The 12,490-nt window shown below is 39.4% G+C and carries 9 protein-coding genes; 6 read left to right on the forward strand and 3 right to left on the reverse strand.

Annotated elements, in window-relative coordinates:
- Positions 1–63 precede the first annotated feature (63 nt).
- Together XM47_RS12895 and XM47_RS12900 are read left to right on the forward strand one after the other, a co-directional pair.
- Positions 64–1,467, forward strand: coding sequence for a mannose-1-phosphate guanylyltransferase/mannose-6-phosphate isomerase (locus XM47_RS12895; RefSeq protein ID WP_048693221.1), 1,404 nt, complete (start codon positions 64–66; stop codon positions 1,465–1,467).
- A gap of 468 nt (positions 1,468–1,935) precedes the next feature.
- Positions 1,936–3,342 carry a phosphomannomutase gene (locus tag XM47_RS12900; RefSeq protein WP_048693223.1) on the forward strand — a complete coding sequence of 469 codons (1,407 nt, stop codon included), beginning with the start codon at positions 1,936–1,938 and terminating at the stop codon, positions 3,340–3,342.
- Positions 3,343–3,600: 258 nt separating this feature from the next.
- Here the strand turns inward: XM47_RS12900 and XM47_RS19135 are convergent, their stop codons facing one another.
- Positions 3,601–3,771, reverse strand: coding sequence for a hypothetical protein (locus XM47_RS19135; protein WP_154665753.1), 171 nt, complete (start codon positions 3,769–3,771; stop codon positions 3,601–3,603).
- A 520-nt stretch (positions 3,772–4,291) separates the two neighbouring features.
- On the opposite strand from XM47_RS19135, the gene XM47_RS12905 reads away from it, so the two are divergent.
- From XM47_RS12905 to XM47_RS12915, 3 genes are all read left to right on the forward strand, one after another.
- Complete coding sequence (locus XM47_RS12905) at positions 4,292–5,458, forward strand: nucleotide sugar dehydrogenase (RefSeq protein WP_048693226.1); 1,167 nt, start codon at positions 4,292–4,294, stop codon at positions 5,456–5,458.
- A gap of 21 nt (positions 5,459–5,479) precedes the next feature.
- On the forward strand, positions 5,480–6,487 hold the full coding sequence (locus tag XM47_RS12910) for an NAD-dependent epimerase (RefSeq protein ID WP_048693227.1): 1,008 nt from the start codon (positions 5,480–5,482) through the stop codon (positions 6,485–6,487).
- A gap of 391 nt (positions 6,488–6,878) precedes the next feature.
- On the forward strand, positions 6,879–7,607 hold the full coding sequence (locus tag XM47_RS12915; protein WP_048693229.1) for a tRNA-uridine aminocarboxypropyltransferase: 729 nt from the start codon (positions 6,879–6,881) through the stop codon (positions 7,605–7,607).
- Between the two features lie 1,594 nt (positions 7,608–9,201).
- Here XM47_RS12915 and XM47_RS12925 read toward each other — a convergent pair.
- Complete coding sequence (locus XM47_RS12925) at positions 9,202–10,341, reverse strand: response regulator (protein WP_048693232.1); 1,140 nt, start codon at positions 10,339–10,341, stop codon at positions 9,202–9,204.
- Positions 10,342–10,936: 595 nt separating this feature from the next.
- On the opposite strand from XM47_RS12925, the gene XM47_RS12930 reads away from it, so the two are divergent.
- Positions 10,937–11,662, forward strand: a complete 726-nt coding sequence (locus XM47_RS12930; protein ID WP_048693235.1) for a hypothetical protein — start codon at positions 10,937–10,939, stop codon at positions 11,660–11,662.
- Positions 11,663–11,778: 116 nt separating this feature from the next.
- On the opposite strand, the gene XM47_RS12935 is transcribed toward XM47_RS12930, so the two are convergent.
- Positions 11,779–12,483, reverse strand: coding sequence for a DUF445 domain-containing protein (locus tag XM47_RS12935; RefSeq protein ID WP_048693237.1), 705 nt, complete (start codon positions 12,481–12,483; stop codon positions 11,779–11,781).
- Positions 12,484–12,490 lie beyond the last annotated feature (7 nt).

Below are 12,490 nucleotides of genomic sequence, written 5' to 3' on the forward strand. Positions count from 1 at the left end.
GGGTTACTCTAATTCAACAAAAATGCTAGCATTTGCGGATAATTAAATTAAAGGACTTTTTAGATGTTTTTACCTGTAATTATGGCTGGTGGTACTGGCTCTCGCCTTTGGCCATTATCTCGCTCTGCTTACCCAAAACAATTTCTTGCATTAACGAGCGACAATACAATGTTGCAAGAAACCGTACTCAGGTTATCTGGTATAGATCATCAATCTCCTATGGTGATTTGTAACGAAGCGAGCCGCTTTATGGTGGCAGAGCAATTACGCGCAATTGATGCATTGCAAAGCCCTGTTATTTTAGAGCCGGTTGGCCGAAACACAGCACCTGCAATAGCGCTTGCAGCCTTGCAAGCTATAGCGGGTGGTGAAGACCCTATCTTGCTTGTTCTCGCTGCCGATCACGTTATTTTAGATAACCCCGCTTTTTTACAAGCTGTGGCTCAAGCTGAAATGTTAGCACAGCAAGATGCTATGGTCACTTTTGGTATTGTGCCTACTCATGCTGAGACAGGTTATGGTTATATTAAACGAGGCGCCGAGCAAAACAATGCGTTTAAGGTTGATAGCTTTGTTGAAAAACCAAACCTAGATAAAGCCAGAGAGTATGTTGATTCGGGTGAATATTATTGGAATAGCGGCATGTTTATGTTTAAAGCGAGCCGTTATTTAGCTGAATTAAAACAATTCCAGCCTGCTATTTTAGCCGCATGTGAAGCTGCTATTGGTAATACAGCGAGCGATTTAGATTTTGTGCGCGTTGATAAAGCCGCTTTTGAAGCTTGTCCAGATGACTCTATTGATTACGCTGTGATGGAAAAAACCGATTCAGCTATTGTCGTGCCTTTGGATGCACAGTGGAATGATGTTGGTTCTTGGTCGGCATTATGGGATGTTAATTCAAAAGACGAAGCCGGTAATGCAATTAAAGGCGATACCTTAACGCACGACACTCACAATTGTTTAATTCAAGGTGGCGAGCGTTTAGTCGCAACGGTTGGGGTTGAAGATTTAGTTATCGTCGATACTAAAGATGCTTTATTAGTTGCTTCAAAAGACAGAGTGCAAGAAGTTAAGCAAATCGTTTCAAAATTAAAAGCTGAAAAACGTAGTGAGTTCGAGTTTCACCGAGAAGTTTATCGCCCTTGGGGCAAGTATGATTCTATAGATAATGGCGACAGGTACCAAGTTAAGCGCATCACGGTTAAACCGGGAGCCAAGCTTTCTGTTCAAATGCATCATCACAGAGCTGAACATTGGATTGTTGTGTCTGGTACCGCAAAAGTGACTAATGGTGATAAAGATATTTTATTAACTGAAAATCAATCTACTTATATTCCTGTAGGTGTAATCCATGCTTTAGAGAACCCAGGTAAAGTGCCATTGGAGTTAATTGAAGTTCAATCGGGTTCTTATTTGGGCGAAGATGATATTGTCCGTTTTGAAGATAAGTACGGCAGGGTATAGGTTTAACTTTGTAGGCTGCGCTGAGGTCTTGTGTTGCTTTTGTCGGATGGCGCTTAGGCTTATCCGACCTACGATTTTTGTGTTGGTTGGTTTTATATTATTCAAATACCAAACAACGGTGCTTAAATGTTGCACCTTGTAGGCGCGATGCTTGCTCGCGCGTTTGGTGTAGGCTTCGCAGAAGGTTTGGGTGTTGCGTGTGTTTCGCGCCAGCAAGCTTGACGCCTACGATACTGTGTTGTTTGTGGGTTTTGTGTAGGTTGCGCAGAAGGTTTGGGTGTTGCTGGTTAGTTCGCGTGCGCAAGCTGCACGCCTACGGGGACTGTACTTTTTTGCTTGCTTGGGATTAATTTTGAAAGAAACAATTACGACAACTGAATTAACATGTTTTAAAGCTTACGATACTCGTGGGCAGTTAGCGAACAATTAAATTAATAATTAAAAACTTCGATATTGAAAGGATAACGCGTGATAAATACTCAAGCACAAATTAAAAGTTCTGGCGTACAGTTTGGCACTAGCGGTGCGCGTGGTTTAGTGGTCGACTTTACACCCAATGTGTGCGCGTCATTTGCGATTTCTTTTGCTAAAATTATGCAAAGTAATAGCTCGTTTTCAACCATGGCGATGGCGATTGATAATCGCCCTAGTAGTTATGCTATGGCGCAGGCTTGTGCTGCAGGGTTAGCTCAGTTAAATATACAAACGGTATTTTATGGCGTGTTGCCAACGCCCGCGTTGGCATATAAAGCGATGCAAGATGGTGTTCCAGCTATTATGATAACGGGTAGCCATATTCCGTTTGATCGCAATGGACTTAAGTTTTACCGACCAGATGGCGAAATAACCAAGCAAGACGAGCTCAGTATTTTAGCTGAGCAAGTCGAGTTTACTCAATTAGATAATAACTTACCTGAATTAAGTATAGATAATGCCGCTAAAACTGCTTACATCGAGCGCTATACTAGCTTGTTTCCAGCAAATGCACTAAGCGGTAAAAAAATTGGTATTTATGAGCATTCTAGTGCTGGTCGAGATATTTACCGTACTTTATTTGAACAACTTGGCGCAGAGGTGACTAGTTTAGAACGCAGCAACGAGTTTGTTGCGATTGATACCGAAGCCGTGTCTGATGCGGATAAAGCAAAAGCCAAAGCTTGGTCGGTTGAATATGGCTTTGATGCTATATTTTCTACTGACGGCGACGGTGATCGCCCATTAATTGCAGATGAAAATGGTGATTGGTTACGAGGTGATATTTTAGGTTTGCTTTGCAGCCAAGCGTTAAGTATTGAGGCTTTAGCGGTTCCTGTAAGTTGTAATACGGCCATCGAGCAGTCTGGATTATTTAAGCATGTTAGTCGAACAAAAATTGGTTCGCCTTATGTTATTGCTGAATTCGATAATTTAGCAGCTCAGTTTAAGGCTATTGCAGGGTTTGAAGCGAATGGCGGATATTTACTAGGCAGCGATATTCAAGTTAATGGCAAAACTTTAACAGCGTTGCCGACTCGGGATGCATTATTGCCAGCTTTTTCATTGTTAACTCAAAGCCAAAGTTTATATGAGCAGTTGCAAGCCTTGCCTCAGCGTTTTACCGTAAGTGATAGGTTAAAAGCGTTCGCGACGGATAAAAGTAATGCTTTGTTAGCTAAATTAGCTAACACACCTCAGAGTGTAGCGGATGCGCTTGGGTTTAAAGCGGTAACAGCATGTGATACAGCAGACGGCTTACGTTTAACCATGGATTCGGGCGAAATTGTGCATTTTAGACCTTCAGGTAATGCGCCAGAGCTGCGTTGTTATGTTGAGGCTAGCTCTAACAATATAGCTCAGCAATTATTAAATAATGCGTTAGATTTTATTGCTAAATAAATGTTGGTTTTGTGTAGGATGTGCTGAGGGTATTGGTGTTGCGCCATATCTTGCCACGAAAGATGCGTTTCATTCTTCAACACATCCTACAGGTGCGTACTAATTTAAATTTTTAGTTAATTTATCAATAGGTTTGTGATTTATTGACTCAATATTCGGGCAAAGGTCAGGCCAATCTATATATTGACGTTTGTAGGATGCTGTTGACGAAGGAAACGCATCAACTTTGAACTTGAAATTAAGGTTGGCTATATTTTGTCACTGAAGGTTTGGGTTTGCATGTATTTCGCGCCAGCTTTCGGTAATTGCATTGGGTTGTTCTACTGCCCATTTCGCGCCAGCAAGCTTGACGCCTACGGTGCGGTGTTGTTTTCGTTTTGGGTGCAAGCAGCGCTGAGATTTTTTGTGTTGCTTTTGTCGGATGCGCATAGGCTTATCCGACCTACGGTTTTTATGTTGGTAGGTTTTATATTATTCAAATATCAAACAACAGTGCTTAAATGTAACACCTTGTAGGCGCGATGCTTGCTCGCGCGTTATGTGTGGGCAGCGCAGAAGGTTAGGGTGTTGCTTCTCGCGTGCGCTTTCGGTAATTGCTCCCTGCATTACTCTACGACTTACATCCATGTAAGCCAGCTGCACGCCTACGGTGCTGTGTTGTTTTCAGTTTGGGCGCAAGCCGTGTTTGGAGTTGAGGTTTACGCTTGTAGGCGCGATGCTTGCTCGCGCGTTATATGTGTGGGCAGCGCAGAAGGTTTGGGTGTTGTTTGTTGCTAAAAGATAAAAGATTCACGTATTTGGACATTTGTGGTTTAAAGATTTAAGTTAAATCGATACAATTCAAACAAGCTAAAAGAATAATTCGCATATAAACATGCAATGGTTAGGGTAGGTAGGGGTGAAGCTAATACTGACCTCGCCTAGGAATAAAAAAGTTTAGGAAAATAATATGAAGATAGCAGTTGCGGGTACAGGCTACGTTGGTATTTCTAATGCAGTATTATTAGCACAACATAATGAAGTAGTTGCGATAGATATTGTCCCTGAAAAAGTGGCGCTATTAAATGACAAAAAATCGCCAATTGAAGATGAGTACATCCAAGAATACTTAGCGAATAAAACACTTAACTTTAGAGCTACGCTAGATAAAGAAGAAGCCTACAAAGACGCTGAATACGTTATCATTGCCACACCAACAGATTATGACCCAGAGACTAACTATTTTAATACTCGCTCGGTTGAAGCTGTTATTAAAGATGTAATGGCCGTAAACCCAAATGCTGTTATGGTCATTAAATCAACGGTTCCTGTTGGATACACAGCCGAAATTAGGGCTGAATTAAGTTGCGATAATTTAATGTTTTCACCTGAGTTTTTACGCGAAGGTAAAGCATTATACGATAACTTGTATCCATCACGAGTTATTGTTGGTGAACGCAGCGAGAGAGCTAAAGTTTTTGCTAGTTTGTTGGTACAAGGCGCAATTAAAGAAAATATCGATGTTTTATTTACTGATTCAACCGAAGCAGAAGCGGTTAAATTATTCTCTAATACTTACCTAGCTATGCGCGTTTCTTACTTTAATGAGCTAGATACTTACGCAGAGCGTCATAATTTAGATACTCGTCAAATTATTGAAGGCGTTGGTTTAGACCCTCGCATTGGTAATCATTACAATAACCCTTCGTTTGGTTATGGCGGCTACTGTTTACCTAAAGATACTAAGCAATTATTAGCTAACTATAGCGACGTGCCAAACAGCATTATTGGTGCAATTGTTTCTGCTAATACGACTCGTAAAGACTTTATTGCAGATTCTATTATCAGCCGCCAGCCTAAAGTGGTGGGTATTTACCGTTTGATTATGAAAGCGGGCAGTGACAACTTTAGAGCATCATCAATCCAAGGGATTATGAAGCGTATCAAAGCTAAAGGTATTGAAGTGGTTATTTATGAACCAGTTTTGGAAGAAGACGAATTTTTCCGCTCTAAAGTGATTAAAGATTTAGCTGAGTTTAAGCAAAAATGTGATGTGATAGTGTCGAACAGGCAAGCTGAAGAATTAGCTGATGTTGCAGATAAAGTTTACACACGTGATTTATTTGGTTGCGACTAATTAGTTAAAGGAACAGACACTATGAAATATTTAATTACAGGTGCAGCCGGTTTTATTGGTCATAGCACAGCTGAAAACTTGTTAGCGAAAGGTCATACGGTTGTTGGTATCGACAATTTAAATGACTATTACGAAGTTAGCTTGAAAGAATCTCGACTTGCTTTACTTACTCCTAATGAAAATTTCAGTTTTGTGAAGTTAGATTTAGCTGATAGAGAGGGCATGGCTGAGTTATTTGCTAAAGAGCAGTTTGATATTGTTATTCACTTAGCAGCTCAAGCGGGTGTTAGATACTCAATCGAAAACCCATTTGCTTACGCAGACTCTAATTTAATCGGCCATTTAGCTGTATTAGAAGGTTGTCGTCATAATAAAGTTAAGCATTTAGTTTATGCATCTTCTAGCTCTGTTTATGGCTTGAATACTAAAATGCCATTTGCGACAACAGATTCAGTTGATCATCCTGTTTCTTTGTATGCGGCAACTAAAAAAGCCAACGAGTTAATGAGCCATACATATTCGCACTTGTATCAAGTACCTACTTCGGGTTTACGCTTTTTCACTGTATATGGTCCATGGGGCCGCCCTGATATGGCTTTATTTAAGTTTACTAAAGCGATATTAAACGGCGAACCAATTGATATTTATAACAACGGTAATATGGCGCGTGACTTTACCTATATTGACGATATTGTTGAAGGTATTGTTAGAGTTGCGGATGTGATCCCAGAGCCGAATAGCGATTGGAATCCAGAGCAAGGCTCACCAAAAGATAGTTCAGCACCATATCGCACTTATAATATTGGTAACGGTTCTCCTGTTAAGTTAATGGATTTTGTTACAGCGATTGAAAAAGCGATAGGTGTTGAGGCGATCAAAAACTTTATGCCTATGCAACCAGGTGATGTTCATCAAACTTGGGCTGATACTCAGTCTTTGGAAGAAGTGACAGGACATAAACCACAAGTTTCAGTTGAGCATGGTGTTCAGCAATTTGTTGACTGGTACCGAGCTTACTATAAAATCTAGTTTATTATGATTTAAAGCTGCTCATTTGTGGGCGGGATTAGTTCTGATTAAAAACTGCGCTTTAGGCGCAGTTTTTGTTTGTTTAACCTCAACTTAAGATAAGAAATTAGCTCTATCTAACCTTAACTCGGGATAAGAAATTAGCTAACCCCATTAAGCTATTGGTATTATTAATTTTTTATTTCTTGAAAGGTATTTTTTCTTAGAACAAGGCGAATTTGCGTACGTAATAGCTGGCTATTACTAGCGAATTCAACGCAGTTATCAGGAAAAAGGCCCTCAAGAAAGCAAGTTGTTATCCCGAATTGAGGTTGTCTATTACTTTTTCATTTTTACTTTCACTTTTTATTAGGCATAGTGCGTTTGCATTTGCTTTATCTTGGAGTTTTGTTTGAACCTTGATTCATTTTCCGCTTTATATCAAGCTCGCTTAGCGCGTTCTACTCGTCCGTTTCAGGCTAGGGGGATAAAATTAAAACGCTGCCCTCAGTGTTTTATTGCTGAGTATAACTGTGTGTGCAAATGGCGTCCTGCCACTCAGTCTAAGTTGGATGTGATTTTGATTATGCATTCGGATGAAATACTTAAACCGACTAATACAGGTCGGCTGATAAGCGACTTGTTACCGGATAACTGTTTTACGTTTGAATGGTCTAGAACTCAAATCTCTCCGCGATTATTAGACTTGTTAAATGATGAAACTAGGCTTTGTTTACTGGTATATCCAACTGATACCAATAAGGTAGCTGAGTTAACGCCTGAGATGTCAAAGCAAGTTGAATTAGGAAAAACACTCACTTTAGTGGTGCTAGATGGCACTTGGCGACAGAGTAAAAAAATGTATAACCAAAGTGATTGGTTACAGGTATTGCCTAGCATAGATTTAAATATAGAGAATGCTTCAAAGTATTTGATGCGTAAAGCACCAGAAGCAAGCCAATTATCCACTGCTCAAGCTGCGGCAATTGCTATGGGGCAGGTGGGTGAGAGTAAGTTAGCTAGTGTGTTGTTAGCTTATTTTGATGTGTTTAATTTACATTATTATGCTTGCCGAATGACAACTAAAGTAGAAGAGGGCGAATTACATCAGGTTTTACGTGATACCGCATCATCACTTTAGAATGTTTCGCGCGGTCTGTGTAGGCTGCGCTGAGTTTGAGATTTAGACCTTGTAGGCGCGATGCTTGCTCGCGCGTTATGTGCAAGCTGCGCTGAAGGTTTGGGTGTTGAGTGTGTTTCGCGCCAGCTTTCGGTAATTGCATTGGGTTGTTCTCGTGCGTATTTCGCGCCAGCAAGCTTGACGCCTACGATTTTGTGTCGTTTGGTGGTGAAGTTTAAGGTTTACGCTTTGTAGGCGCGATGCTTGCTCGCGCGTTTTGTGTAGGCTGCGCAGAAGATTTGGGTGTTGCGTGTGTTTCGAGCCATTTTTTCGGTAATTGCATTGGGTTGTTCTCGTGCGTATTTCGCGCCAGCAAGCTTGACGCCTACGGAGCGGTGTTGTTTGTTGATTTTGTGCAGGCTTCGCTAGGGGGGCGTCATATTTTGCCACGAAAGATGCGCTTCATTCTTCAACACATCCTACAGGTGCGTACTAGTTTAAAATTTTTAGTTAATTTAACAATAGGTTTGTGATTTATTGACTCAATATTCGGACAAAGGTCAGGCTAATCTATATATTGATGTTTGTAGGATGCTGTTGACGAAGGAAACGCATCAACTTTGAAGGATGTAGTCATCTTGTACAATATTCACCTCACAGTTATTAAGGGGAGACAATAGTTATCTATGTCACTTGAAATGAAATTAAGGTTGGCTATTGCGTATATTTTGCGCCAGCAAGCTTGACGCCTACGATTTTGTGTCGTTTGGTGGCGAAGTTTAAGGTTTGCGCTTTGTAGGCGCGATGCTTGCTCGCGCGTTATGTGTAGGCTGCGCAGAGGGTTTGGGTGTAGCGCGTGTTTCGCGCCAGCAAGCTTGACGCCTACGGAGCTGTGTTGTTTGTCGGTTTTGTGCAAGCTGCGCTGAGGTTTTGGTGTTGCCACGAAAGATGCGTTTCATTCTTCAACACATCCTACAGGTGCGTACTAATTTAAAGTTTTTAGTTAATTTATCAATAGGTTTGTGATTTATTGACTCAATATTCGGACAAAGGCTAGACCAATCTATATATTGATGTTTGTAGGATGCTGTTGACGAAGGAAACGCATCAAATTTGAAGGATGTAGTCATTTTGTACAATATTCACCTCACAGCTATTAAGGGGTGGCAATAGTTATCTATGTCACTTGAAATGAAATTAAGGTTGGCTATATTTTGCCACTGAAGGTTTGGGTGTACGTGTGTTTCGCGCTAGTTTTCGGTAATTGCATTGGGTTGTTCTCGTGCGTATTTCGCGCCAGCAAGCTTGACGCCTACGATTTTGTGTCGTTTGGTAGTGAAGTTTAAGGTTTACGCTTTGTAGGCGCGATGGTGACTTACATGGATGTAAGTCGTAGTGCAATGTATGGAGCATATTGCCGATAGCTCGCGCGTTATGTGTAGGCTGCGCAGAAGACTTGGGTGTTGCTTCTCGCGTGCGCAAGCTGCACGCCTACGATGCGGTGTTGTTTGTCGGTTTTGTGCAAGCTGCGCTGAGGTTTTGGTGTTGCTGTTGTCGGATGGCGCTGAGGCTTATCCGACCTAGGGGGGCGGGTGTTAAGCCTCTGCGTTAAATGTTATACAAAAAAACAAATTTGAAGTTCCGGAGGCTCGGATAATTTTAAGCTTTTAACTGACTGGTAAACTTCGTCTTCTGCTTTGAATTTTCGCATTTTTAACTGAAAATAGTGCCCTGAACGATTTGCTAAATCAGAAAAATTCATACCTTTCTCAAAGGTCGATATATCTTCAATATGTTTACCTAGCTGTTCAGTTCTCTTGTAACCCGTGAGCTTTTCGTATGGCTGGTTTATGAATAGTATTTGACCATAGCTATTACATACAATTGCGACTCTTTCTATGTGGTTTAATACTTGTTCGGCTAAAGTCGCAGTGGTTTGAATTTGTTTTTTGAGTAGGTCGACTTGCAGTAGGTTATTGCTGACTTGCAATTGGCTCTCTACTATATCTTCTCTTAATAGAGCCTTGGTACAAATTTCACGTAGTTGGTTAACTGAAAATGGCTTTTGTAGGTAATCAATTGCGCCTTGCAACAAAAATTTATTGGCTAAATCGACACTACCAAATGCGGTATTTACAATCACTTTTTGGTTTTTCTTAATTACCATTATTTCAGTCAGCACTTTATCGCCAGACATATTTGGCAGCATGTAATCTAGTAAAATCAGATCATAGTCTTTTTCTGAAATCGCATTTATTGCCTCTTCACCAGAGCCTACACTATCTATATGAAATAAGTTTTTAAGGCCTCTTTTTACTAGATCTGAGACATCATTCGTGTCTTCAATTAGCAGTAAGCTGGGTAAAGCATTTAAATCTTCAACGTGATTTAAGAAGTGTTCAAATCTGAGCTGGTCAGTTTCAAGATCTTCTATCGTTAAAATTGAGTTTACTTCAAATAATTTGGCTGCTAATTCGTCAACTTTGTATCTCGGGTTTTCAGTGATAATGGCAATCGGTGCATCTGCTGCAGTACAAAAAACACCCGAACGAATAATTCTTGCTAGGCGCCAGCCATCAATATCGCCGATGTCAATTGTGATAAAAAGGTAGTCGTAAGTGACTAGGCTAGATAAGTTTATGATGGCATTTTGCGCATCTAAACAGGTAACACAATCTATTTGTTTAGTTTTAAGTGATTGTTCAACCCTGTGGTTGATTTCTTGATTATTTGAAATTAATAGTGCAGTTTTCAAAATTATAACCCCCCTTTAGCTTCATCCATAAATGTGTTGCTGAGTTATTACTTAGATTTATTTCTAAGTACCTTGAATACAAGGCTCGTCGCTAAAGTTCTAAGTTGCTTTAATCCATTAATAATATGATCAATAACTTCATATTAGGTTTATCGACTTTGCTGACAAACAAATATTTTTTACTTAACATAAGTCTATCTTCCAATTAAATGTGACCTATTTTTACTTTAATTACCTGCTAATGACCTGCTATTAGTAAAACTTTTAAATGACCGGTGGTCTTTTGTGTTTTGGCAGTTAGTTTGCTAGTTTTTTTTCGTATTATCTATATATTATTAAGCTTAGTTGGCATGTTTTTATCTTGCTTAAATTATTATTTTAAATTGTATTGTGGCACTTAAAGCCTTGTTACTCAGTGTTCGCTTTTAGTCGTGTTAAGATCAAAAGTGTAGCCCCTTTTCTAAGTTACAATTAGCAAGTTGGCTTAAACCTGTTTTATGGTACTAAACTTTACACTTGGGTTAGCTTAAGTATATGAGTGTTAATTTTTAAAGGATTGAGATTATCGATTATAAGATAATAAAAATATTCCAGTATGAAAAAGAAAGAACTTTTAGAGTTAATCTCTCATTATAACCCAGAAACCCCTATCCAATTTGCATATGGTTGGCATTCTAAAGGTAATTCGATAAATTTACCTGAGCACATCTGTAACCGTTATGACGTGCCTAAAAGTGTCAAACAGTTTCGTAATTGGCTTAGCTTTCAGCCTGAGTTGGTCGACATTTTTAATGCTATTTTAATTCGATACGAAAATCAGATTGATCTTAACTTAATCAGGAATGATAGAGGAGTGAAGCTGTTGTTTGGTGCTAAGCAGGAGCCTAGTTCTTTAATTCGAATTGCAGATTGTCTTTATGTTAGTGATAAAGGATTAATTATAAATCGGACTAAACAACAAGTTCTTAATAGTCGTTGTAAAGCATTCCTTAATCAAATTTTGAAAACAGGCTTTATCTCTCACGATCTTATCTATGAACAAATAACAGATTCAGAAAATACTAAATATAAAATTAGTCAGAAAATTCGTTCGGTTATCGGAAATGACTCCCTGTCAGTTATAAATAATGAGGGGTATTCATTAAGGTGTACTTATAATGAGGTGTTTTTTGATCGAGTTGAAGAGTTAGACATTAACCCTAACGCTGATGAGTTGCTGGATTCTTCCCCGTTTTCTGACTCAACGGATTCTGATTATTTTGTGATTACTTTTAAAATTCCAAAATGGAAACGGTTAAAAGGCTACTTTAAGCTTTCTTAACCTTAATTTGGGTTACTTAATTTGATGGTCTTCTTCCGATTTAGTTGAGTTTATCTAAATCAATTATGGCACACAGATGCAGTATGAGGCAGAAGACCATTTTACATTTGGCTATATTAGGCTAATACATGGGCTAATACGCCAAATACGCCACCAAAAACGCCGCCCCATACAACTAACCAACCTAGGTGTTGTTTTATCATTTTTTGAACAATTTCTTTTACCATTTTTGGACTGAGTTCATTGAGCCTTTTTTCTACTATCGACTCCACTTTTGTCCGTAAACCATCAATCACTGAAGGTTGCTCGATTGAATCTTTTAATAATTGATTAAACTCATCGCTTTGGCTGATTTCGATTAATTTTATTTTTATTTTTTCGATAAAAGGCTGCTTTAGTGGCTCTAGTGCTGTTGCGCCACCAACCATGGCTAACATACCCGCAAACTGTGATTCATTAATGGTTAGTACGAGTGAGTCGTATGCTGGCTCAAAATCTAGTTTATCTATTACTGGCTCTAAGTTGAAGTGTTGAGCATGCCCTTGGCTATCTGTTAAAAACTTATCGATATTTTGTTCGTTGAAAAATTCATTCATTAATAGGTTTTTAATTGCGAGTTTAAATTCTTCAAATCTTGCTTCCACTACACCTGAGCCATAAAACCCAGGGACTTTCTCAAACAACATATGTACTGCAATGGCATTGGTTGCCGCTCCTGATAAAGCGAATAGACCGACTGTTAATATCGCTGGTTGTTGGCTTAAAAATCCGATTATGACTAATCCAGCTGAAATTAAATTTGTAATTAAAGCTTTATTCATTGTTGAA

It is taken from the genome of Catenovulum maritimum (assembly GCF_001050375.1).
Taxonomy (GTDB): Bacteria; Pseudomonadota; Gammaproteobacteria; order Enterobacterales; family Alteromonadaceae; genus Catenovulum; species Catenovulum maritimum.

What these genes read in the sequence shown, in the direction of transcription:
- XM47_RS12895 (WP_048693221.1), top strand. Translation starts at nt 64, where the DNA reads ATGTTTTTACCTGTAATTATGGCTGGTGGTACTGGCTCTCGCCTTTGG.
- XM47_RS19135 (WP_154665753.1), bottom strand. Translation starts at nt 3,771, where the DNA reads ATGCGCATCCGACAAAAGCAACACAAAAAATCTCAGCGCTGCTTGCAC.
- XM47_RS12905 (WP_048693226.1), top strand. Translation starts at nt 4,292, where the DNA reads ATGAAGATAGCAGTTGCGGGTACAGGCTACGTTGGTATTTCTAATGCA.
- XM47_RS12910 (WP_048693227.1), top strand. Translation starts at nt 5,480, where the DNA reads ATGAAATATTTAATTACAGGTGCAGCCGGTTTTATTGGTCATAGCACA.
- XM47_RS12930 (WP_048693235.1), top strand. Translation starts at nt 10,937, where the DNA reads ATGAAAAAGAAAGAACTTTTAGAGTTAATCTCTCATTATAACCCAGAA.
- XM47_RS12935 (WP_048693237.1), bottom strand. Translation starts at nt 12,483, where the DNA reads ATGAATAAAGCTTTAATTACAAATTTAATTTCAGCTGGATTAGTCATA.